The sequence below is a fragment of the Methylobacterium sp. A52T genome, from assembly GCF_053346095.1.
In genome coordinates this window covers 120,400-141,318 of record NZ_JBKFBI010000002.1, presented here as the reverse complement: position 1 = coordinate 141,318, position 20,919 = coordinate 120,400, and the positions used below count along the sequence as shown (strand labels likewise).

Below are 20,919 nucleotides of genomic sequence, written 5' to 3'. Positions count from 1 at the left end.
CGCCGGCGGCCCCACCGTGATCGCCGAGCCGGTCGCGCCGCCGGCGCCGCCGCCGCCGGTCGCCACGGGCGGCCGCTCGTCGGTGGTCGGAAGCTGGGATGCACGGGACGCGACCGGTGCGAACTGCAAGGTGACGCTCTCGAGCACCCCGGCCCTCGACCTCTACCGGGCGACGGCCTCGGGCTGCGCCAACAAGGATCTCGCGCGGGTCTCGGCCTGGGACTTCCGGGACGGTGAGGTCTACCTCTACCAGCCGGGCGGCTCGGTGGCGGCGCGCCTGCGCCAGGGCGGCGGCGGCCTCGAGGGTGCCCTGACCAAGTCCGGCGCGGCCCTCGCCCTCAACCGCTGAGGCCGGGCGGCGCGACCACGCCGCGCGGTTGGCGCGCGGCGGGAGGCGCTTACATGAGGGGCTCCCGCCGCGTCACGCCCCCCGTCAGCATGTTCCTCGATTGGCTTGAACGCCGCGTCGACCCCTTCGCGCCCTTCGACGAGGCGCGGATGCCGCCGCGGTCGGTGCTCGGCTTCGCCTGGTTCTACCTGCGCCCGATCCGCGCCGCCCTGGCGGCGCTGTTCGTCATCGCGGTGATCGCCGGCACGGTCGAGGCCTCCCTCTACCTCGTGATGCGCTGGTTCATCGACCTGCTCGGCTCGGCCGACCGGGCGACCGTGCTGTCGGACCACGCGGTCGAGCTCGGGCTGGTGGTCCTGCTGATCGCCGTGGTGCGACCGCTGTCGATCTGGGCCCACGAGGTGCTGTCCAACCAGCTCGTCGTGCCGCAATCGACCAGCCAGATCCGCTGGCGGGCGCATCTCTACACCCTCGGGCACGCGCTCTCGTATTTCCAGGGCGACTTCTCGGGACGGCTCGCCAACCGCGTCGTCCAGGTGGGACCGGCGGTGCGGGAACTCGCCGTCGTCTTCATCGACACCCTCCTGTACGTGGCGATCTACGCGATCACCGCGGTCGGGCTGTTCAGCGCGATCTCGCCGTGGCTCGCGGTCCCGGTCCTGCTCTGGATCGCCGCCTACGCGGCCCTGACCGCGTGGTTCGTGCCCCGGGCCCGCGCGCGCTCGCACAAGACCGCCGACACCCGCTCGACGCTGATCGGCCGCATCGTCGACAGCTACACCAACATCCTGACGGTGAAGCTCTTCGCCCGCGACCGCGAGGAGCGGGCCGCCGTTCGGGACGCCGTCGAGGTCCACACCGCCGCCTATCTCCACCAGTTCCGGCTGGTCACCCTGACGACGAGCCTCCTCGGCCTGCTCAACAGCGCGCTTCTGATCGCCACCGGCGCGGCTTGCCTCGTGCTGTGGCGCGAAGGCGGCATGACGACCGGCGAGGCGTCGGCGGGGCTCGCCCTGGTCCTGCGGCTCATCGCCATGTCGGGCTGGGTCATGCAGACCGTGCGCGGCGTCTTCGAGAATGTCGGCGTGGTCCAGGAGAGCATGCAGACGATGGCCCGGCCGCACGCCCTCGTCGACGCGCCGGACGCGCGGACGCTCGCCGTCACGGGCGGCGAGATCCGGTTCGAGGGAGTCGGCTTCCACTACGGGCGCGGCGACGCCACCGTCATCGAGGATTTCTCCCTGTCGATCCGTCCGGGCGAGAAGGTCGGGCTGGTCGGCGTCAGCGGCGCGGGCAAGTCGACCCTGGCGGGCCTGCTCCTGCGGCTCTACGACGTGGAGAGCGGGCGGATCCTGGTGGACGGCCAGGACATCGCGGCGGTGACCCAGCAATCCCTGCGCGAGGCCATCGCGATGGTCAGCCAGGACACCTCCCTGCTGCACCGCTCCATCCGCGACAACATCGCCTACGGCCGCCCCGGCGCCACCCAGGCGGAGATCGAGCGGGCCGCGCGGCTCGCCCACGCGGACACGTTCATCGCCGATCTCGTCGACCACAAGGGCCGGCGCGGCTACGACGCCCAGGTCGGCGAGCGCGGCGTCAAGCTGTCCGGCGGCCAGCGCCAGCGCATCGCCATCGCCCGCGTCATGCTGAAGGACGCGCCGATCCTGATTCTCGACGAGGCGACCTCGGCGCTCGACAGCCAGGTCGAGGCTGCGATCCAGGAATCCCTCGACACGCTGATGGCCGGCAAGACCGTGCTGGCCATCGCGCACCGCCTGTCGACGATCGCGGCCCTCGACCGGCTGGTCGTGATCGACCGCGGCCGGATCATCGAGGAGGGGACTCATGCCGAGCTGGTCGCCGCCGGCGGCGTCTATGCCGGCCTCTGGACGCGACAGTCGGGCGGTTTTCTCGATGACGGGACGGCCCGGTACGACAGCGCCGTCGCCTGAGCGTCGGAGGAGCGAGATTGCCGGCAACATACCGCTACGATCGAGGGGCCACCTTATCGCCGCGCCGCACACTGCGGCTTGACTCGGGGGCGGCAGACGGTCTCATTGCTCAGATTAGAACCATAATGCTTTGTTCCCGGGACGAGCCGGGACGAGGGCACCTGCGGCCCTGACGCCGACGCATGGAGTTCCGAACCTTGGCGAACACATCAGCCGCCGCTGCCGCGGTCTCTGGTCATGAGGGCAGCCGCCGTGACTTTCTGTTCCTGGCGACCGGCGCCGGGTTGGCGGTCGGGGCGGGGGCCGTCGTCTGGCCGCTGATCTCCTCCATGGCGCCCGACGCCGACACGATCGCCGCCGGCGCTCCGATCGAGGTCGACCTGACGCCGATCCAGGACGGTCAGATCATCAACGTCTTCTGGCGCGGCAAGCTGATCTTCGTGCGCAAGCTGACCGCCAAGGAAGTGACCGACATGAAGGCGGTCCCGCTCTCGGCCATGATCGACCCGGCCGCCTTCCCGACGCGGGTCAAGAGCGGCCACGACCAGTGGCTCGTGGTCTACGGCAACTGCACGCATCTCGGCTGCGTGCCGATCGGCCACCAGGGCAATTTCGAGGGCTGGGCCTGCCCGTGCCACGGCTCGCAATTCGACGCGGTGGGTCGCGTGCGCCACGGACCGGCGCCCATCAACCTGCCGATCCCGCCCTACGCCTTCCAAACCGATACCAAGATCCGGATCGGCGAAGGCGGCAAGGAAGCGGCCTGAGGAGGACGGAAGCATGAGCGGAACAGCCAGCACCTACGTCCCGAAGAGCCGCGTGGCCAAATGGTTCGAGGCGCGCCTGCCCATCGCCGGGCTGGTGCATTCGTCCTTCATCGCCTACCCGGTTCCGCGGAACCTCAACTACTTCTGGACCTTCGGGGCGATCCTCGCCGCCTTCCTGGGAATCCAGATCGTCACCGGCATCTGGCTCGCGATGCACTACGAGCCCTCGGCGACAGGTGCCTTCACCTCCGTCGAGAAGATCATGCGCGACGTGAACTACGGCTGGCTGCTGCGCTACGCGCACGCCAACGGCGCCTCGATGTTCTTCGTGGCCGTCTACGTGCACATGTTCCGCGCCCTCTATTACGGGTCGTACAAGGCGCCGCGCGAGGTGCTCTACATCCTCGGCGTCGTCATCTACCTGCTGATGATGGCGACCGCGTTCCTCGGCTACACGCTGCCGTGGGGCCAGATGAGCTTCTGGGGCGCGACCGTCATCACCAACATCCTGGCGGCGATCCCGGTGGTCGGCGACACGATCCAGACCCTGCTCTGGGGCGGCTACTCGGTGGGCAACCCGACCGTGAACCGCTTCTTCTCGCTGCACTACCTGCTGCCGTGGATGATCGCCGGCGTGGTCGTGCTGCACGTCTGGGCCCTGCACGTCACCGGGCAGAACAACCCGGCCGGCATCCCCATCAAGTCGGGCAAGGACGCGGTGCCGTTCACGCCCTACGCCACGGTCAAGGACGTGTTCGCGACCTGCGTGTTCATGATCCTGTTCGCGTGGTTCCTGTTCTACCAGCCGAACTATCTCGGCCACGCCGACAACTACATCCAGGCCAACCCGGCGGTGACGCCCGCGCACATCGTGCCGGAATGGTACTTCCTACCGTTCTACGCGATCCTGCGCGCGGTCCCGAGCAAGCTCGGCGGCGTCATCCTGATGTTCTCGGCGGTGATCATCCTGGCCTTCGCGCCGTGGCTCGACACGTCGCGGATCCGCTCGTGCAACTACCGGCCGATCTACCGCCAGTTCTTCTGGGTGTTCATCGGCGCGACCCTGCTCCTCGGCTGGCTCGGCTCGCAGCCTCCGGAGGGCGGCTACGTGCTCGCCGCCCAGGTCTGCACCGCCTACTACTTCGCGCACTTCCTGATCGTCATGCCGCTCTGCGGCCTGTTCGAGACGCCGAAGAAGTTGCCGGGCTCGATCCTCGAGAGCGTGACCGGACCGGGCAAGCAGGTGACCGGATCCGGCATGCCGGCGGGCGCCGCCGCCGCTCCGACCACCAAAGGCTGACGGGCTGACGACAGGACCATGATGATGACCCGCGTCCTCTCGACGACCGCCGCGGCCGCCCTGGCGGCCCTGCTGATCGGCGCCGTGCCGGTCTCCGCCCAGGAAGGGCATGGCGGGCCGATCCCGGCCCGCGTAAGCTGGAGCTTCGCCGGCGTGTTCGGCCGCTTCGACACCGCGCAGCTGCAGCGCGGCTTCCAGGTCTACAAGGAGGTCTGCTCCGCCTGCCACTCGATGAAGCTGGTCTCCTTCCGCAATCTCGCGCAGGAGGGTGGGCCGCACTTCTCGGCCGGGCAGGTCAAGGCGCTGGCCGCGACCTATCAGGTGAAGGACGGGCCCAACGACGCCGGCGACATGTTCGAGCGGCCGGGCCGGCCGGCCGACACCTTCCCGCCGCCCTTCCCGAACGATCAGGCTGCCGCCGCGGCCAACGGCGGCAAGGCCCCGCCGGACTTCTCGGTCATCGCCAAGGCGCGGACCTTCTCCCGCGGCTCGCTCTACTTCCTGACCGACTGGCTGCCGCTCGTCGGCTACTCGGAGCAGGGGCCGGACTACATCCACGCCCTGATCAACGGCTATCAGGATCCGCCGAAGGACTTCGCGCTGCCGGAGGGCGGCCACTACAACAAGTACTATCCGGGCCACATCATCGCGATGCCGCCGCCGATCACCGACGGGCAGGTCTCCTACCCGAAGAACGATCAGGGCCAGCCGGTCGTGCCCGAGACGCTGGACCAGTACGGCAAGGATGTCTCGGCCTTCCTGATGTGGGCGGCCGAGCCGCACATGATGGACCGCAAGGCCCTGGGCTTCCGGGTGATCCTGTTCCTGATCGTGCTATCGGGCCTGCTCTACTACGTGAAGAAGAAGATCTGGGCGGATGTCGGCGGCGAGGTCCACGGCCTCCAGCCGGAGCTGCACAAGACCTACTGAGGCGGGCCAGATCGGTTCGCTATTCGGATGGGCCTCCCTCGCGGAGGCCCATCTTTTTTTCGGCCGGCGCTCCATGCTACCGCTCGCCCGCCGCGACGGTCCGCCTTCGGAGACCGCCCGTCCCCTGCACCACCTCACCCTGAGGTGACCGCGTCAGCGGGCCTCGCAGGAGGGCTTCGGAGATCAGGGCGGCGTCCGGAGGTCTCCTTCGAGGCCTCCGCATGGCTCCGGCACCCGAGGACGAGGTGCCGGGTGGGATAGGTCGCGCTGCCGAGGCGTCGCGTGATGAGGGAGTCCGGCATGAGCGCGGCGGTACTGGGTGTCATGGGTGGGTCCGGGGTTTACGACCTGCCGGGTCTCGAGGACGTCCGCGAGGAGCGCGTGGCGTCGCCCTGGGGCGAGCCGTCGGACGCCCTGCGGATCGGGCGCATCGGCGACACCAAGGTCGTGTTCCTGGCCCGCCACGGGCGGGGGCACCGGCTCTCGCCGTCGGGCATCAACTACCGCGCCAATATCGACGCCCTGAAACGGGCCGGGGTCACCGACCTCGTCGCCCTCTCGGCCTGCGGCTCCTTCCGCGAGGACCTGCCTCCGGGCCTCTTCGTGCTCGTCGACCAGTTCGTCGACCGCACCCACGGCCGCGCCTCGTCGTTCTTCGGCGACGGCTGCGTCGCCCACGTCTCCCTCGCGCACCCGGTGGGCCCGGGCCTGCAGGCGCGGATCGCCCAGGCCGCGAAGGCCGAGGACATCGCGGTCCATCGCGGCGGCACGTACGTGTGCATGGAGGGGCCGCAATTCTCGTCGCTGGCCGAATCCCGCGCCTACAAGGCCCAGGGCTTCGACGTGATCGGCATGACCAACATGCCCGAGGCCAAGCTCGCCCGTGAGGCGGAGATCACCTACGCGACCATCGCGATGGTGACCGACTACGATTGCTGGCACCCCGGCCACGACGCCGTCGACGTCGCCGCGGTGATCGCCGTAGCTCGGGCCAACGCCGAAAAGGCGGCGCGGCTCGTCGCCCGTCTCGCCCGCGATTTCCCGGCCGAGCGGGAGCCGTGCCCGGCGGGTTCGCACCGGGCCCTGGACGGCGCGATCATGACGGCGCCCGCGGTCCGGGATCCGGCGCTGCTCGCCAAGCTCGACGCCGTGGCGGGACGGGTTCTCAACGGCTAGCCGGCCGGCCTTTCCATTCGGCGGCGAGTCCCTCTAGAAGGCGCGGGCGGCCAGGGCCGCCCCCGACGCGAAGTCCAGACCGAAATGCGCAGCGCCTCCATCAGCCGGAAGACCGCGGAGACCGATATCGCGGTCACCGTCAATCTCGACGGGACCGGGCGGTCGAAGATCGCCACCGGCATCGGCTTCCTCGACCACATGCTGGACCTGCTGGCGCGGCACGCTCTGTTCGACCTGGACGTGAAGGTCGACGGCGACCTGCACATCGACCAGCACCACTCGGCCGAGGATTGCGGCATCGCCCTGGGGCAGGCCTTCGCCAAGGCGCTCGGCGACAAGCGCGGGGTCACGCGCTACGCCGACATCCACCTGCCGATGGACGAGGCGCTGACCCGGGTCTGCGTCGACATCTCGGGTCGGCCCTTCCTGGTGTTCCGCACGACGTTCCGCGTTGAGAAGATCGGACAGTTCGACACCGAGCTGGTGCGCGAGTGGTTCCAGGCCTTCGCGATGAATGCCGGCCTGACCCTCCACGTGGAGACCCTCTACGGCGACAACGCCCACCACATCGCGGAGAGCTGCTACAAGGGGCTGGCCCGCGCCTTGCGGAAGGCCGTGGCGATCGATCCGCGGGAGGAGGGGCGCGTTCCCTCCACCAAGGGCTCCCTGTAGACCCGTTGTCGTCGGGCGCCCGGATCGGCCACACGGCCGTCGCGGCGCACGCTGTCGGAGTTTCGCGATGCGGATGCGCAGCTACACGCTCCACCTGCCAGCCGATGCGCGGCCCGGCGAGACGGTCGGGCTCGACCGGGCTCTCCTAGTACGCGACGGCTTCTCCTGGCCGGCCTTCGCCTTCACGGTGCTGTGGTTCCTGTTCCACCGCCTCTGGCTCGCCGCCCTGCTCGTCCTCGTCGGCCTCGTGGCGCTGGCAGCGGCCGGCATCGCCCTCGGGCTGCCGGCCGGCGCGGGCCTGATCGTCACCCTGCTGGCCGCCTGGCTGATCGGCCTGGAGGCCTCCAGCCTGCGCCGCTGGACCCTGGCGCGGCGCGGCTGGCCGGCTCGCGACGCGGTGGTCGCCGCAACACCCGAGGAGGCCGAGGCCCGGGCGCTGAACCGCTGGATCGACGCGGTCCCGGGCACGCCCCGGGCCCCGTTCCCGAGCGGCCCCAGCCGGCGGGCCGAGCCGGTGATCGGGCTGTTCCCCGCCCAGGAAGGCGCCCGGTGAGTTCCCGGGCGAGACGCGCATGACCACCGAGACCGTCGCGATCATCGATTACGGGTCCGGCAACCTCCACTCCGCCGCCAAGGCCTTCGAGCGCGCCGCCCGCGAGAGCGGGCGCGACGCGCGGATCTGCCTGACCTCGGACCCGGAGGTGGTGGCCGCAGCCGACCGCGTCGTGCTGCCCGGCGTCGGCGCCTTCGCGGATTGCCGCCGCGGGCTCGATGCCGTCCCCGGCATGGTCGAGGCGATGACGCGGGTCGCCCACGAGGCGGGCCGCCCGTTCCTCGGCATCTGCGTGGGGATGCAGCTCCTGGCGAGCCGCGGGCTCGAGTACACGACCACGCCGGGGCTCGGCTGGATCCCCGGCGACGTCGGTCCGATCCGGCCGTCGGATCCGGCCCTCAAGGTCCCCCACATGGGCTGGAACACCCTGCGGACCGAGCGCGACCACCCGCTGCTCGCCGACATTCCCACCGGCGAGGCCGGGCTGCACGCCTACTTCGTGCACAGCTACGCGCTGCAGGCGGAGCGCCCGGACGACGTCGTCGCGCGCGCCGAGTACGGCGGCCCGGTCACCGCCCTCGTCGCCCGCGGCAACGTCGCGGGCACGCAGTTCCACCCCGAGAAGAGCCAGCGGCTGGGCCTCGCGCTCATCGCCAACTTCCTGAACTGGCGCCCGTGAGCGCCGTTCGGCCCAGGCAAGAAGGACGGAAGCGCCCGTGATCCTGTACCCGGCGATCGACCTGAAAGAGGGGCGTTGCGTTCGCCTCATCCAGGGGGACATGGCGCAGGCCAAGGTCTTCGGCGACGATCCGGCCGCGCAGGCCGCGATCTTCGAGGCGCAGGGCTTCTCCTGGCTCCACGTCGTCGATCTCGACGGCGCCTTCGCGGGCGCCCCGCGGAACGCCGAGGCCGTCGACGCGATCCTCGCGCGGGTGACGATCCCGGTCCAGCTCGGCGGCGGGATCCGCGAGATGAAGACCCTGGAGGGGTGGCTGGGCAAGGGCGTCGCCCGCGCGATCATCGGCACCGCGGCGGTGCGCGATCCCGGCTTCGTCCGGGAGGCCGCCCGCAAGTATCCCGGGAAGATCGCGGTCGGGATCGACGCCAAGGACGGCCGCGTCGCCGTCGAGGGCTGGGCCCAGACCTCCAGCATGACCGCGGAGGAGCTGGGGCGCCGCTTCGAGGACGCGGGCGTCGCGGCGATCATCTACACCGACATCGCCCGCGACGGGATCCTGAAGGGCCTCAACGTCGAGATGACCCTGGCGCTCGCCCAGGCCGTGCGCATCCCGGTGATCGCCTCGGGCGGCCTCGCCTCGATCGACGACGTGCACCGCCTGCTGCAGCCCGACTGCGCCCTGATCGCCGGCGCGATCACCGGCCGGGCGCTCTACGATGGCCGCATCGATCCGGAGGCGGCCCTGGCGGCGATCGCTGCGGCGCGCGGCCCGGCGGCGTGATATTTAGAGGCTCGCGACATGAGACGCCGCCCGTGCTGAAGACCCGCATCATTCCCTGCCTCGACGTGAAGGACGGGCGCGTCGTGAAGGGCGTGCGCTTCGAGGGCCTGCGCGATGCCGGCGACCCCGTCGAGGCCGCCAAGGTCTACGACGCGGCCGGCGCCGACGAGCTGTGCTTCCTCGACATCACCGCGAGCCGCGAGGCCCGCGGCACCCTGCTCGACATCGTCAGCCGGACCGCCGAGGCCTGCTTCATGCCGCTGACCGTCGGCGGCGGCGTGCGCACCGTGGAGGACGTGCGCGCGCTGCTGCTCGCCGGCGCCGACAAGGTCGCGATCAACACAGCCGCGGTGAAGGATCCCGACCTCGTGGCCCGGGCCGCCGAGAAATTCGGCGCGCAGTGCATCGTGGTGGCGATCGACGCCAAGCGCGTCTCGCCCCCCGGCGCGCCGGCCGCCTGGGAGATCTTCACCCACGGCGGCCGCGACCCGACCGGGATCGACGCCGTGGCCTTCGCGCGGCTGGTGGCCGACAAGGGCGCCGGCGAGCTGCTCGTCACCTCCATGGACAAGGACGGGACGCGCTCCGGCTACGACCTCGCCCTCACGCGGGCGATCAGCGACGCCGTCACCGTGCCGGTGATCGCCTCGGGCGGCGTCGGCGGGCTCGACGACCTCGTGGCCGGCGTGGCCGAGGGCGGCGCCAGCGCCGTCCTGGCAGCCTCCATCTTCCATTTCGGGCAGGCGAGCGTCGCCGAGGCGAAGGCGCACATGGCGGCGGCCGGCCTCGCCATGCGCCTCGACGGCCCGGCCTCTTCCGCGAGGGCGCCCCAGTGAGCAGCTACCTTCTGGCGAACGCCGACCTCCTGGATCCCGCGACCGGTCGCCAGACCGCCGGCGCGGTGCTGGTGCGGGACGGCCGCATCGCCGATATCACAACCGGCGCGGCGCCGGGCGCCCCGGCCGACGCGAAGCGCGTCGACTGCGCCGGCCGCGTGCTGACCCCCGGGCTGATCGACATGCGCGCCTTCGTGGGCGAGCCGGGAGCCGAGCACCGCGAGACCCTGGCCTCGGCGAGCGCCGCGGCGGCCGCGGGCGGCGTCACGACGCTCGTCTGCATGCCCGACACCAACCCGGTGATCGACGAGCCGGCCATCGTCGACTTCGTGCTCCGCCGCGCCCGCGACACGGCGAGCGTCAACGTCCTGCCGGCGGCCGCCATCACCAAGGGGCTGGCCGGCCGGGAGATGACCGAGTTCGGCCTGCTCAAGGAGGCCGGCGCGGTCGCCTTCACGGACGGGCTCCGGGCAGTGGCGAACGCCCAGGTTCTGCGCCGCGCCCTGACCTACGCCCGGGATTTCGACGCGCTGATCGTGCAGCACGTGGAGGAATCCGCCCTCGTCGCCGAGGGCGTCATGAACGAGGGCGAGCTCGCCTCGCGCCTCGGGCTCATGGGCATACCCCGCGAGGCCGAGACCGTGATGCTGGAGCGCGACATCCGCCTCGTACGGCTGACCGGTGCCCGCTACCACGCGGCGATGATCTCCTGCGCCGATTCGGTCGACATCGTCCGCCGCGCCAAGCAGGACGGCCTGCCGGTGACCTGCGGCGTCTCGGTGAACAACCTCGTCCTCAACGAGAACGATATCGGCCATTACCGCACCTTCTGCCGGCTCTCGCCGCCCCTGCGCCACGAGACCGACCGTCAGGCAGTGGTGCGCGCCCTCGACGAGGGCGTGATCGACGTGGTCGTGTCCGACCACAACCCGCAGGACGTCGAGACCAAGCGCCTGCCCTTCGCCGAGGCGGCGGACGGGGCGCTCGGCATCGAGACGCTGCTCGGCGCCGCCATGCGCCTCGTCCATACCGGCGACCTCGCGCTACCCAAGCTCGTCGCAGCGCTCACCGCGAACCCGGCGCGGATCCTCGGCCGCGAGGCCGGTCGGCTGGCGGTCGGCGCCCCCGCCGACCTCGTGCTGATCGACCCCGATCTGCCCTACGTCCTCGACAAGCGCCGGCTGAAGTCGCGCTCGAAGAACTCCCCGTTCGACGAGGCGCGCCTCCAGGGCGCGGCGGTGATGACGCTGGTCGGCGGCCGGATCGTCCACGCGGTCGACGACCTCGCGGCCGCCGCATGATGCCCCCCGATCTCGCGACCCCGGCCGCCCTCGGCGGCCTCGTCCTCGGCTACGCCCTGGGCTCGATCCCGTTCGGGCTGATCCTCACGAAATTCGCCGGACTCGGCGACGTGCGGGCGATCGGCTCCGGCAATATCGGCGCCACCAACGTGCTCCGCACCGGCCGCAAGGGCCTCGCCGCGGCGACGCTTTTGGGCGACGCCCTCAAGGGCACGGCGGCCGTCCTCGTCGCCCGGCAGTTGGGCGAGGGCCCGGCGCTCGCGGCCGGGCTCGGCGCCTTCCTCGGCCACCTCTTCCCGGTCTGGCTAGGCTTCAAGGGCGGCAAGGGCGTCGCGACCTTCATCGGGGTGCTCCTCGCCTTCAGCCCGCCCGCCCTCGCGGCGTTCGCGGCGATCTGGCTCGGTCTCGCCTTCGCGCTCAAGTACTCGTCGCTGGCGGCGCTCGCCGCCTCGGCGGCCACACCCCTCGTCCTCTGGGCGCTCGGTGCCCCGACGCAGGCGTTGCTGTTCCTGCTCCTCGGCCTGCTGCTATGGTGGAAGCACGCGCCCAACATCCGCCGACTCGCGTCCGGCACCGAGGGGCGCATCGGCCAGAAGGGCTGAGTGCCGGCGCACCGCGCCGACCTTCGGGCAGGTGTGGGGGTGATGGATGCAGCTCACCGAGGCCCAGCGGCTCGACTGGCTGCGGCTGATCCGGACCGAGGGCGTCGGCCCTCGCACCTTCCGGAGGCTCGTGAACCGGTTCGGCGGCGCGGCCGCCGCCCTCGACGCCCTGCCGGAACTCACCGGCCGCCAGGGACGGCGGATCGTGCCGCCCACCCGCGCTGAGGCCGAGGCCGAGATCGCGGCCCTGACCCGCCTCGACGGTCGGCTGATCGCCACCGGCGAGGCGGAATACCCGCGGCTCCTGACACAGGTCGACGCCGCGCCGCCGCTCCTGGCCGTGCGCGGCGCACCGATCCTCAACCGGCCCGCCGCCGCCTTCGTCGGCTCGCGGAACGCATCGTCGGCGGGGCTCGCCTTCACGGAGCGGCTCGCCCGCGGGCTCGGCGAGGCAGGCCTCACGGTGGTCTCGGGCCTCGCCCGCGGGATCGACGCGCGCGCCCACAGGGCGAGTCTCCGGACCGGCACGATCGCCGTCATGGCCGGCGGCCAGGACCGGATCTACCCTGCGAGCCACGCGACCCTGGTCGAGGCCATCCTGGCGGAGGGCGGCGCGGTCCTCGCGGAGATGCCGATGGGCTGGGAGCCCCGGGGGCGGGACTTCCCGAGGCGCAACCGGATCATCTCCGGGCTGTCCTATGGGACGGTGGTGGTGGAGGCCGCCCGCCGCTCCGGCTCGCTGATCACGGCGCGCTACGCCCTGGAGCTGAACCGGGAGGTCTTCGCGGTTCCCGGCTCGCCGCTCGACCCTCGCGCTGAGGGCACCAACGACCTGATCCGCCAGGGCGCCACCCTGGTCTCCGAGGTGGAGCACGTCCTGGAAGTGCTGGGACCGATCATCGAGCGCGGCCCGGACGCCGAGGCGGCACCGGCGCGCGGGCGGCCGGACCTCGCCGAGCAGCCGGATTTCTGGGACGAGATCGCGCTCGACGCGGCTCTCGACCCGGGACCGGAGCGAGCCGACGGCGCGTCCACCGACAATCCCGCGCAAGACGACCCGCCCGAGGCCGAGGACGACCGGGCGCGGATCGTGGCCCTGCTCGGCCCGAGCCCGGTCGGCACCGACGAGCTGGCGCGGAGCGCCGGGGTCGGCGCCCGGACCGTGCAGAGCGTGCTGCTCGAACTGGAGCTCGACGGACGGATCGAGCGCCACGGCAGCGGCACCGTCTCGCTGGTCAGCCGCTGAAGGACTCGTCCTCGGGCTCGTCGCCCGCGTCGGCGTCCGCGAGGTTGCGCATGACGTCGAGGCAGCCCTGGAGGATGTAGGCGGCGGCGAGCTTGTCCACGAGTTCGCCGCGCCGCGCCCGCGAGGCGTCGGCCTCGATCAGCGCGCGGGTGACCACGGCGGTGGAGAGTCGCTCGTCGAAGAAGACGTGGGGCAGGGGGAGGATCGGCGCGAGGTTGCGCATGAAGGCGCGGGTCGACTGCACCCGCGGCCCCTCGCTCCCGTCCATGTTGAGCGGCAGCCCGACGACGAGGCCGCCGACCGCGTGCTGCCGGCACAGGGCGGCGAGCCGCTGCGCGTCGGGAGTGAACTTCACCCGGCGGATCGTCTCGAGCGGCGTCGCGATCTGGCGGCCGAGATCCGAGAGGGCGAGGCCGATCGTCTTGGTGCCGAGATCGATGCCGATCAGGCGGGCGCCGCCGCGGGACTCGGCCGCGAAGGCGCGGATCGCGTCGAAATTCATGGTTCCGCCCGCGCGGCGCGCGCCAGAATGGCCTCGGTGACGCCCTCGAACCGGGCGGGGAGGGGCTCCGAGCCCGGTCCCAGGACCAGGGCCGCGGACGGCGCCGTCACCCGTGTGAAGAAGTCGACGAGGCTCTCGCCGCCGAACCGCACCGTCTCTAGGTCGGGCGCCAGCAGCCAGACGTCGTACTCACCGTCGGTCCCGGTCACGTCCCAGAACAGGAAGCTGCCGTCTTCGCCCGCGCCGAAGAAGCAGGCGCGCTCGACGATGCCGGCGTCGCCGCCCTCGACGTCGAAGCGGTGCGGCTCCGCCCCGTCCTCCAGCATGGCGACGGCGGCGCCGACGCTGTGAGCGATGAGGGCCGCCTGGCTCACCAGATCGCAGGCCTCGAACGGTGCCGGCACGGCGACGCGGAACTGCCCGCCCGCGAGGCCGACGCCGCAGGTCCGGCAAAAGTCGCGGTAGGAGGCCGGCAGGGCGAAGCCCAGCGCCTCCGCCGCCCGATCGAGGGCCGCCTCGTCCGGCACGAAGCCCGGCGCGAGTTCCTCGAAGACCGTCTCCCACATCGCTCCCGCTCCACCGTCCACAGGCTTCGGCTCCTCCGCAGATCGCCCCCGGTGCGCGCGGAGCCGTTCGCGTCTAGGTAGGTTAATGTTCCGTTAAACCACGCTGTAGGGGCCCGCCTTGTCGACGAACGGCCAGCTCTCCTCTTCCGCTCCGTCCGGCCGCCGGCGAGCGATGCCGCGCAAGCACCGCTGGATGCTGCTCCTCGCCTTCGAGGTGCTGGTCGCGGGCTTCACCCAAGCCATGATCCAGCCGGTCCGGCAACCGGGAATCACCATCGAGATGTCGGTGACGCCCCACCACGTCGTGACCTGATCCGCCCGTCGCCCGGCCTGCCGCGCGTCGTCGCGCCGGTCCCGCGCCGCTGGACCGGCATACCGGCGGCGCGGCATAGCCCACCCGCGTTGCGGCGCGTCGAGAGCCGATGCTATAGCGCGACCGACTTCGGGAGAGCGCTCCCGGGCAGGGACGAACGGGGCGGCATGTCGGTCGACGAGAAGACGGTTCGGCGCATCGCGCATCTGGCGCGGATCGCGGTCACCGACGACGAAGTCGGGCCCCTGCAGGGCGAGCTGAACGCCATCCTGGCCTTCGTGGAGCAGCTCGGCACGGTCGACGTCGCGGGCGTCGAGCCGATGACCTCGGTGACGCCGATGGCGATGAAGAAGCGCGAGGACGTCGTCACGGAGGGCGGCCGCGCCACCGACGTCGTGGCCAACGCGCCCGAGACCGAGGACAATTACTTCCTGGTCCCGAAGGTGGTCGAGTAGGCCGAGGACGGCCCGGACCTTGCGGACCGGATTTCTGGCGGGCAGGCGCGCGGCGGCGCGCGCAGGGACGTGAACAGCGTGGATCCGAACGAACTTACCCTGGCCGAAGCGCGCGACGCCCTGAAGGCGAAGCGGATCTCTGCCCGCGAGCTGACCCAGGCGCATCTCGACGCCATGGCCAAGGCCCGCGTCCTGAACGCGTATATCCGGGAGACCCCGGACCGCGCCCTGGCGATGGCCGAGGCGTCCGACCAGAAGATCGCGTCCGGTGCGGCGCGGCCGCTCGAGGGCATCCCCCTCGGCATCAAGGACCTGTTCTGCACGCACGGCGTGACGACCACGGCGGGCTCCAAGATCCTCGAGACCTTCGAGCCGCACTACGAATCGGCCGTCTCCGCCAACCTGTGGCGCGACGGCGCCGTGATGCTGGGCAAGCTCAACCTCGACGAGTTCGCCATGGGCTCGTCGAACGAGACCAGCGCCTACGGCAACGTGGTCTCGCCCTGGCGGCGCACCGGATCGGACGCGCCGATCGTGCCCGGCGGCTCGTCGGGCGGCTCCGCCGCGGCAGTCGCCGCGCACCTCTGCCTCGGCGCCACCGCGACCGATACCGGCGGCTCCATCCGGCAGCCCGCCGCCTTCACCGGCACGGTCGGGATCAAGCCGACCTACGGGCGCTGCTCGCGCTGGGGCACGGTGGCCTTCGCCTCCTCCCTGGACCAGGCCGGCCCGATCGCCCGGACGGTGCGCGACTGCGCCATCCTGCTCGGCTCCATGGCGGGCGCCGACGCCCGGGACACGACCTGCGCCGACCTCGCGGTGCCCGATTTCGAGGCCGCCGTGTCGCGCGGCGTGAAGGGCCTGACCATCGGCATCCCGAAGGAGTACCGGGTCGACGGCATGCCTGCCGAGATCCAGAAGCTCTGGGACGAGGGCGCGGCGTGGCTCAAGGCCGCCGGCGCGACGATCCGGGAGATCTCGCTGCCGCACACCGCCTACGCGCTGCCGGCCTACTACATCGTGGCCCCGGCCGAGGCCTCCTCGAACCTCGCCCGCTACGACGGCGTCCGCTACGGCCTGCGCGTGCCCGGCAAGGACATCGCCGGGATGTACGAGAACACCCGCGCCGCCGGCTTCGGCCGCGAGGTGAAGCGCCGGATCATGATCGGCACCTACGTGCTCTCGGCCGGCTACTACGACGCCTACTACGTCCGCGCGCAGAAGATCCGCACGCTGATCAAGCGCGACTTCGAGGCCGCCTACGCGGCCGGGGTCGACGCGATCCTGACGCCGGCGACGCCGTCGGCCGCCTTCGGCATTGGCGAGAAGGCCTCGGCCGACCCGGTGGAGATGTACCTCAACGACGTGTTCACCGTGACGGTGAACATGGCCGGGCTGCCGGGCATCGCGGTGCCGGCGGGGCTCGACGGCCAGGGCCTGCCGCTGGGCCTCCAGCTCATCGGCCGGCCCTTCGACGAGGAGACGCTGTTCGCGGTCGCGCAGGTGATCGAGGACTCCGCCGGTCGCACCGTCCTTCCCGAGCCGTGGTGGTCATGACCGTCCCGTACTATCCCTGGACGGTCTGGATCTGGGCCGCGTTCGATCCGGCGCTGATCGTGGTGGCGGTCTATCTCGGCTGGACCGCCAGCCAGTTCGGCAAGGTCTTCATCGCGGCGATCGCGGCGCTCGGCTTCTCGGTGCTGTTCTCCTACGCCGTCAGCGCGGCCGGCATCCCGTGGCCGGCGCCGATCACCCGCGACGGCCCGACCTTCTTCCCGGTCCGCGCCGTCGCGGCCCTGCTCTGGGCCGTCGTCGGCTACGGCGCCCGGCAGGCGGTCCGACGCCGCGCTTGATCTTTTCGCGACGCGGCCCGTAAGTGACCAAACGACATCCACGCCCACCAGCGCCCTCGTCCTGAGGTGCCCGCGTGAGCGGGCCTCGGAGGAGGCCTCCAGCCGGCCGCGCCATCCCTGGAGCGCTCCTTCGAGGCTGCTGCGCGGCCCTCCGGATGAGGGCGTGGGTGTGCGGATCACGCCAAGCTCCTCTCCTCGGCCCGGACGACCATGAACGCACCCGTCGACCCCAAGAAGCTGATCAAGGGCGGCCTCCATGACTGGGAGGTGATCGTCGGCATGGAGATCCACGCCCAGGTGTCCAGCCGGGCGAAGCTGTTCTCCGGCGCCTCGACGGAATTCGGGGCCGAGCCGAACGACCACGTCTCGCTGGTCGACGCCGCGATGCCCGGGATGCTGCCGGTGATCAACGCCGAGTGCGTCGCCCAGGCGGTGCGGACCGGCCTCGGCCTGAAGGCGAAGATCAACCTGCGGTCGGTGTTCGACCGGAAGAACTACTTCTACCCGGACCTGCCGCAGGGCTACCAGATCTCGCAGTACAAGGACCCGATCGTCGGCGAGGGCGAGGTCCTGGTGGATCTGGCCGACGGCGCCTCGATCACCGTGGGCATCGAGCGCCTGCACCTCGAGCAGGATGCCGGCAAGTCGCTGCACGACCAGGATCCGACCCGGAGCTTCGTCGACCTCAACCGGTCGGGCGTGGCGCTGATGGAGATCGTCTCCCGGCCCGACCTGCGCTCCTCCGAGGAGGCGAAGGCCTACGTGACCAAGCTGCGCACGATCCTGCGCTACCTCGGCACCTGTGACGGCGACATGGAGAAGGGCTCGCTCCGCGCCGACGTGAACGTCTCGGTGCGCCGCCCCGGCGAGCCGCTGGGCACCCGCTGCGAGATCAAGAACGTCAACTCGATCCGCTTCATCGGGCAGGCGATCGAGACGGAGGCGCGGCGCCAGATCGCCATCCTCGAGGACGGCGGCAAGATCGACCAGGAGACGCGGCTGTTCGACCCGACCAAGGGCGAGACGCGCTCAATGCGCTCGAAGGAAGAGGCGCACGACTACCGCTACTTCCCCGATCCGGACCTGCTGCCGCTGGAATTCGACCAGGCCTACGTCGATGCCCTGGCCGAGGGGCTGCCCGAGCTTCCGGACACCAAGAAGGCGCGGTTCGTCTCCGCGTTCGGCCTCTCGCCCTACGATGCCGGCGTGCTGGTCGCCGAGCGCGCTTCCGCCGATTACTACGAGGCGGTGGCCAAGGGCCGGGACGGCAAGGCCGCCGCCAACTGGGTGATCAACGAGCTGTTCGGGCGCCTCAACAAGGAGGGCCTGTCCATCGACTCGACCCCGGTCTCGGCGGACCAGCTCGGGGCGATCATCGACCTGATCGGCGAGGGCGTGATCTCCGGGAAAATCGCCAAGGACCTGTTCGAGATCGTCTGGACCGAGGGCGGCGACCCGCGCGCCGTCGTCGAGAGCCGCGGCATGAAGCAGGTGACCGACACGGGCGCCATCGAGGCGGCGGTGGACCAGATCATCGCGGCGAATCCCGACAAGGTCGCCCAGGCGAAGGAGAAGCCGACCCTGCTCGGCTGGTTCGTCGGCCAGACCATGAAGGCCACCGGCGGCAAGGCGAACCCCGCGGCGGTGAACGCGCTGCTCAAGGCGAAGCTCGGGATCGAGTGAACGTTCCGCGGCGAGCGGCCAGTCCGCGCCCGGCCTCAGGATGAGTGCCGGGATCGGCTGGCCGTCGCTTCGACGTCGCCGGCCAATCCCATGCTCGCCCAGACCACGACGAGATCCCGCCGCGGCGATGCCGGGCAGGTGGGCCACGAACAGGTCTTGGAAGAGAAACCGCGGCGGAACGGCTCGAAGTGGGGCCTTTCGCGCATTCGAAGGCGTGCCATGCGTGGCCGCTTCTGCGCCCCTGGAGCCGCGTCCGTCCGGCTGTTCGTATTGCGCCGCTAGGTCTCGGGCCGAACCTGTCCCTGAACCGTCTAGGCGGCATTCCGCTGCGGTGGAGTCATCCCTGTCTCCTCCAGCTTCCGACGACCGGCACCGCTGCGAAACCTGATCGCGTCAAGTCTTCGTGCCGATCCGTGCCCGCTCTCGCTAAGCACAGATGGAGACTGCGCCCGTCTTCCGGGTCGGTCAATAGCTATTTTCTCGGCAAAAGGCTTTTTCGATCCACTTGCCCCCGCCACCGCGCCGCAGCGCCTGCGGGCTCAATCACTTGGATCGATCCCGCGGCACTGCGAAATATTGATTGGCCCGCAAGCTACTTGCCGGCGCCCATATTGTTCTCGACCAGAAAGCGGATGCCGCGGTCGAAGGACTCATCCGTGTCGCCGCGCAGGTCGACGCTGTAGGCCTTCTCGGGCGCGTTGCCGGTGAGGGGCTTCACGTAGACGTTGAGGTTGAGGATCAGGTTCGAGACCTTCTGCACCTCGCCGGTGATCGCGACATCGGCGCCGAGCTTGCGGGCGAAGTCATCCGCGCAGCCATTGCAGCGGCGCAGGTCGGCGCTCCTGGCAACCTCGTCCCGCACCGGCTCGGTCGAGACCACGACGAACAGGCCCTTCTTCTGGAGGAGGTCGCGCAGTTCGGCGCTGACCCGCTTCAGCCGCGCGGTGTCGGCGGTGTCACCCGGCACCGGCGAGAGGTTCGAGAACTGGAAGTCGAACACCGCGGCCCGCGGGGGCGCGGCCGCGGCGGGTCCCGCGGCCAGCAGGACGGTGGCGAGTGCGAGCAGTCGATTCATCGCGATCTCCGGCGCGGATGCGTGTCCGGGAAACCGCGCCACCGCCCACCGGGTCGCGCCCGCGCGGCGATTCAGCGCCGGTCGGCCTCCCGGGTGGGGCCGGCCGCCGGCTTTGCCAGGCCGGAGACGCGGTCGCGCAGATCCATGAACCAGCTCGGTGCCGGGCCGCGGCCGCCGTTGACGAACACCGTCGCGGTCATGCCGGCGATCAGCGGAACGCCCGCCGGAACGTGGTCGATGCGGATGCGGACCGGCACCCGCTGGGCGAGGCGCACCCAGGTGTAGACGGGGTTGACGTCCGGCAGCCCCTGCGTGCTGGCGGCGGCGTTCGCCGTGGAAATGCCGAGCGTGATGCTGTGGACCGTGCCGGTCAGGTGCGGATCGAAGCCCATCAGCTTCACGTCGGCGGGATCGCCGACGCGGATGTTGTGCATCTTGGTCTCCTCGAAATAGCCGTCGATCCAGAAGGAGTCGGTGTCGACCACGTTGATGTTCGAGGTGCCGGTCCGGGCGTAGTCGCCGACCCGCATCAGCAGGTTGGTCACCCGTCCATTGACGGTCGACCTCACCTGGGTGCGCTCCAGATTCACCTTGGCCTGCCGCAGCTGCGCCTGCGCGCTTTCCAGCGACGCCTCGGCGATCTTCGCGGCGCCGGCGAATCGCTGCTTCTCCTCGATCGAGGTCGACACGGTCGAGAGCGCTTGGCGCCGGGCCGACTCGGCATTCTTCACCTGCAGATCGGCCTCGCGATTCTTCACCTCGGCATCCGCCGAGGTGACGGCGACCTCGAAATCGACCGGGTCGATGACGTAGAGGACGTCGCCCTTGCGGACATTCTGGTTGTCCTGGACCCGGACCTCGACGATCTGACCCGCGACCTGCGGGGCGATGTTGGCGACTTGGACCCGGACCGTGCCGTCGCGCGTCCAGGGCGCAGCCACGTAGAATTCCCACACGAAGGCTCCCGCCAGGATCGCCGCGAGCAGGATCACGCCGGTGGCCGCGAGGCGGAACACCTTGGCGGCCCGGCCCCGGCGCGGCACTGCGGGCAGCGGGTCGCTCCGCCCGGGCGCGCCGTCGCGGGCGGCGGACTTCGGATCGTCCTCGTCGGCGGTCGTGTCGGGCATCAGATGAACGCGATCAGGAGGGCGAGGACACAGACGTAGAGGCCGGCCTCGGCGAGCGGGGCGTTGGCGACGTAGCGGCTGAAGCGGATGCGGGCGAAGACGAGGCGCAGAACGACCAGGATCACGAACGCGGCGAGCGCGTAAGCGACGAAGGCCGTGACCAGCACCCCGCCGACATGGATGTCCTCGTGCATGGTT

General features: G+C 71.0%; 24 protein-coding genes. 19 read left to right on the top strand and 5 right to left on the bottom strand.

Annotation, left to right across the window (positions count from 1 at the left end; genetic code table 11):
* From ACLBYE_RS01420 to dprA, 14 genes are all read left to right on the top strand, one after another.
* Positions 1-349, top strand: a 349-nt coding sequence (locus tag ACLBYE_RS01420) for an AprI/Inh family metalloprotease inhibitor (RefSeq protein ID WP_447692725.1), incomplete at its 5' end; no start/stop codon positions are given.
* 89 nt (positions 350-438) lie between these two features.
* Positions 439-2,304, top strand: coding sequence for an ABC transporter ATP-binding protein (locus ACLBYE_RS01415; RefSeq protein WP_447692731.1), 1,866 nt, complete (start codon positions 439-441; stop codon positions 2,302-2,304).
* 197 nt (positions 2,305-2,501) lie between these two features.
* On the top strand, positions 2,502-3,071 hold the full coding sequence (gene petA / locus ACLBYE_RS01410; protein ID WP_091678874.1) for a ubiquinol-cytochrome c reductase iron-sulfur subunit: 570 nt from the start codon (positions 2,502-2,504) through the stop codon (positions 3,069-3,071).
* 13 nt (positions 3,072-3,084) lie between these two features.
* Positions 3,085-4,371 carry a cytochrome b gene (locus tag ACLBYE_RS01405; protein ID WP_020091775.1) on the top strand — a complete coding sequence of 429 codons (1,287 nt, stop codon included), beginning with the start codon at positions 3,085-3,087 and terminating at the stop codon, positions 4,369-4,371.
* 18 nt (positions 4,372-4,389) lie between these two features.
* On the top strand, positions 4,390-5,301 hold the full coding sequence (locus ACLBYE_RS01400) for a cytochrome c1 (protein ID WP_447692724.1): 912 nt from the start codon (positions 4,390-4,392) through the stop codon (positions 5,299-5,301).
* A 300-nt stretch (positions 5,302-5,601) separates the two neighbouring features.
* Complete coding sequence (locus ACLBYE_RS01395; RefSeq protein WP_447692723.1) at positions 5,602-6,477, top strand: S-methyl-5'-thioadenosine phosphorylase; 876 nt, start codon at positions 5,602-5,604, stop codon at positions 6,475-6,477.
* 84 nt (positions 6,478-6,561) lie between these two features.
* The gene (gene hisB / locus ACLBYE_RS01390) at positions 6,562-7,149 is read left to right on the top strand and encodes an imidazoleglycerol-phosphate dehydratase HisB (RefSeq protein WP_020091778.1); all 588 of its coding nucleotides are present in this window, start codon (positions 6,562-6,564) and stop codon (positions 7,147-7,149) included.
* Positions 7,150-7,222: 73 nt separating this feature from the next.
* The gene (locus ACLBYE_RS01385) at positions 7,223-7,702 is read left to right on the top strand and encodes a DUF2628 domain-containing protein (protein WP_447692730.1); all 480 of its coding nucleotides are present in this window, start codon (positions 7,223-7,225) and stop codon (positions 7,700-7,702) included.
* A gap of 19 nt (positions 7,703-7,721) precedes the next feature.
* Positions 7,722-8,381, top strand: a complete 660-nt coding sequence (gene hisH / locus ACLBYE_RS01380; RefSeq protein ID WP_447692722.1) for an imidazole glycerol phosphate synthase subunit HisH — start codon at positions 7,722-7,724, stop codon at positions 8,379-8,381.
* A 37-nt stretch (positions 8,382-8,418) separates the two neighbouring features.
* A complete protein-coding gene (gene hisA / locus ACLBYE_RS01375; protein ID WP_447692721.1) occupies positions 8,419-9,162 on the top strand; it encodes a 1-(5-phosphoribosyl)-5-[(5-phosphoribosylamino)methylideneamino]imidazole-4-carboxamide isomerase in 744 nt (247 codons plus the stop codon).
* A gap of 32 nt (positions 9,163-9,194) precedes the next feature.
* Positions 9,195-9,998 carry an imidazole glycerol phosphate synthase subunit HisF gene (hisF, locus tag ACLBYE_RS01370; protein ID WP_447692720.1) on the top strand — a complete coding sequence of 268 codons (804 nt, stop codon included), beginning with the start codon at positions 9,195-9,197 and terminating at the stop codon, positions 9,996-9,998.
* Positions 9,995-11,299 (top strand): dihydroorotase, encoded by a 1,305-nt coding sequence (locus ACLBYE_RS01365; RefSeq protein ID WP_447692719.1) that lies wholly within the window; start codon positions 9,995-9,997, stop codon positions 11,297-11,299. Before hisF ends, ACLBYE_RS01365 begins: the two co-directional genes overlap by 4 nt.
* The gene (gene plsY, locus ACLBYE_RS01360) at positions 11,299-11,901 is read left to right on the top strand and encodes a glycerol-3-phosphate 1-O-acyltransferase PlsY (RefSeq protein ID WP_447692729.1); all 603 of its coding nucleotides are present in this window, start codon (positions 11,299-11,301) and stop codon (positions 11,899-11,901) included. The genes ACLBYE_RS01365 and plsY overlap by 1 nt, the downstream gene beginning before the upstream one ends.
* 46 nt (positions 11,902-11,947) lie before the next feature.
* A complete protein-coding gene (gene dprA / locus ACLBYE_RS01355) occupies positions 11,948-13,147 on the top strand; it encodes a DNA-processing protein DprA (protein ID WP_447692718.1) in 1,200 nt (399 codons plus the stop codon).
* On the opposite strand, the gene ruvX is transcribed toward dprA, so the two are convergent.
* Both ruvX and ACLBYE_RS01345 read right to left on the bottom strand, forming a co-directional pair.
* Positions 13,137-13,649 (bottom strand): Holliday junction resolvase RuvX, encoded by a 513-nt coding sequence (ruvX, locus tag ACLBYE_RS01350; RefSeq protein WP_447692717.1) that lies wholly within the window; start codon positions 13,647-13,649, stop codon positions 13,137-13,139. The two genes, dprA and ruvX, sit on opposite strands and share 11 nt — an antisense overlap.
* Positions 13,646-14,215 (bottom strand): SMI1/KNR4 family protein, encoded by a 570-nt coding sequence (locus ACLBYE_RS01345; RefSeq protein ID WP_447692716.1) that lies wholly within the window; start codon positions 14,213-14,215, stop codon positions 13,646-13,648. Before ACLBYE_RS01345 ends, ruvX begins: the two co-directional genes overlap by 4 nt.
* Positions 14,216-14,387: 172 nt before the next feature.
* On the opposite strand from ACLBYE_RS01345, the gene ACLBYE_RS01340 reads away from it, so the two are divergent.
* From ACLBYE_RS01340 to gatB, 5 genes are all read left to right on the top strand, one after another.
* Positions 14,388-14,528 (top strand): hypothetical protein, encoded by a 141-nt coding sequence (locus ACLBYE_RS01340; RefSeq protein WP_012317484.1) that lies wholly within the window; start codon positions 14,388-14,390, stop codon positions 14,526-14,528.
* Between the two features lie 167 nt (positions 14,529-14,695).
* Positions 14,696-14,983, top strand: a complete 288-nt coding sequence (gatC, locus tag ACLBYE_RS01335) for an Asp-tRNA(Asn)/Glu-tRNA(Gln) amidotransferase subunit GatC (protein ID WP_447692715.1) — start codon at positions 14,696-14,698, stop codon at positions 14,981-14,983.
* Between the two features lie 78 nt (positions 14,984-15,061).
* Positions 15,062-16,540: an Asp-tRNA(Asn)/Glu-tRNA(Gln) amidotransferase subunit GatA gene (gene gatA / locus ACLBYE_RS01330; RefSeq protein ID WP_447692714.1), complete on the top strand. Its 1,479-nt coding sequence runs from the start codon at positions 15,062-15,064 to the stop codon at positions 16,538-16,540.
* On the top strand, positions 16,537-16,836 hold the full coding sequence (locus tag ACLBYE_RS01325; protein WP_447692728.1) for a hypothetical protein: 300 nt from the start codon (positions 16,537-16,539) through the stop codon (positions 16,834-16,836). Before gatA ends, ACLBYE_RS01325 begins: the two co-directional genes overlap by 4 nt.
* A gap of 210 nt (positions 16,837-17,046) precedes the next feature.
* Entirely contained in the window at positions 17,047-18,519 is a 1,473-nt protein-coding gene (gene gatB, locus ACLBYE_RS01320; protein WP_447692713.1) for an Asp-tRNA(Asn)/Glu-tRNA(Gln) amidotransferase subunit GatB, read from the top strand.
* A gap of 592 nt (positions 18,520-19,111) precedes the next feature.
* Here gatB and ACLBYE_RS01315 read toward each other — a convergent pair.
* The 3 genes from ACLBYE_RS01315 to ACLBYE_RS01305 all read right to left on the bottom strand — a co-directional run bounded on the left by ACLBYE_RS01315 (position 19,112) and on the right by ACLBYE_RS01305 (position 20,915).
* A complete protein-coding gene (locus tag ACLBYE_RS01315; protein ID WP_447692712.1) occupies positions 19,112-19,594 on the bottom strand; it encodes a DUF3280 domain-containing protein in 483 nt (160 codons plus the stop codon).
* A gap of 71 nt (positions 19,595-19,665) precedes the next feature.
* Positions 19,666-20,721, bottom strand: a complete 1,056-nt coding sequence (locus ACLBYE_RS01310; RefSeq protein ID WP_447692711.1) for an efflux RND transporter periplasmic adaptor subunit — start codon at positions 20,719-20,721, stop codon at positions 19,666-19,668.
* On the bottom strand, positions 20,721-20,915 hold the full coding sequence (locus ACLBYE_RS01305) for a DUF1656 domain-containing protein (RefSeq protein WP_020091795.1): 195 nt from the start codon (positions 20,913-20,915) through the stop codon (positions 20,721-20,723). Before ACLBYE_RS01305 ends, ACLBYE_RS01310 begins: the two co-directional genes overlap by 1 nt.
* Positions 20,916-20,919 lie beyond the last annotated feature (4 nt).

Coding starts and splice junctions, on each gene's coding strand:
- ACLBYE_RS01415 (WP_447692731.1), top strand. CDS start 439: ATGTTCCTCGATTGGCTTGAACGCCGCGTCGACCCCTTCGCGCCCTTC.
- ACLBYE_RS01405 (WP_020091775.1), top strand. CDS start 3,085: ATGAGCGGAACAGCCAGCACCTACGTCCCGAAGAGCCGCGTGGCCAAA.
- ACLBYE_RS01400 (WP_447692724.1), top strand. CDS start 4,390: ATGATGATGACCCGCGTCCTCTCGACGACCGCCGCGGCCGCCCTGGCG.
- ACLBYE_RS01395 (WP_447692723.1), top strand. CDS start 5,602: ATGAGCGCGGCGGTACTGGGTGTCATGGGTGGGTCCGGGGTTTACGAC.
- hisB (WP_020091778.1), top strand. CDS start 6,562: ATGCGCAGCGCCTCCATCAGCCGGAAGACCGCGGAGACCGATATCGCG.
- ACLBYE_RS01385 (WP_447692730.1), top strand. CDS start 7,223: ATGCGCAGCTACACGCTCCACCTGCCAGCCGATGCGCGGCCCGGCGAG.
- hisH (WP_447692722.1), top strand. CDS start 7,722: ATGACCACCGAGACCGTCGCGATCATCGATTACGGGTCCGGCAACCTC.
- plsY (WP_447692729.1), top strand. CDS start 11,299: ATGCCCCCCGATCTCGCGACCCCGGCCGCCCTCGGCGGCCTCGTCCTC.
- dprA (WP_447692718.1), top strand. CDS start 11,948: ATGCAGCTCACCGAGGCCCAGCGGCTCGACTGGCTGCGGCTGATCCGG.
- ruvX (WP_447692717.1), bottom strand. CDS start 13,649: ATGAATTTCGACGCGATCCGCGCCTTCGCGGCCGAGTCCCGCGGCGGC.
- ACLBYE_RS01345 (WP_447692716.1), bottom strand. CDS start 14,215: ATGTGGGAGACGGTCTTCGAGGAACTCGCGCCGGGCTTCGTGCCGGAC.
- ACLBYE_RS01340 (WP_012317484.1), top strand. CDS start 14,388: ATGCCGCGCAAGCACCGCTGGATGCTGCTCCTCGCCTTCGAGGTGCTG.
- gatC (WP_447692715.1), top strand. CDS start 14,696: ATGTCGGTCGACGAGAAGACGGTTCGGCGCATCGCGCATCTGGCGCGG.
- ACLBYE_RS01325 (WP_447692728.1), top strand. CDS start 16,537: ATGACCGTCCCGTACTATCCCTGGACGGTCTGGATCTGGGCCGCGTTC.
- gatB (WP_447692713.1), top strand. CDS start 17,047: ATGAACGCACCCGTCGACCCCAAGAAGCTGATCAAGGGCGGCCTCCAT.
- ACLBYE_RS01315 (WP_447692712.1), bottom strand. CDS start 19,594: ATGAATCGACTGCTCGCACTCGCCACCGTCCTGCTGGCCGCGGGACCC.
- ACLBYE_RS01310 (WP_447692711.1), bottom strand. CDS start 20,721: ATGCCCGACACGACCGCCGACGAGGACGATCCGAAGTCCGCCGCCCGC.
- ACLBYE_RS01305 (WP_020091795.1), bottom strand. CDS start 20,915: ATGCACGAGGACATCCATGTCGGCGGGGTGCTGGTCACGGCCTTCGTC.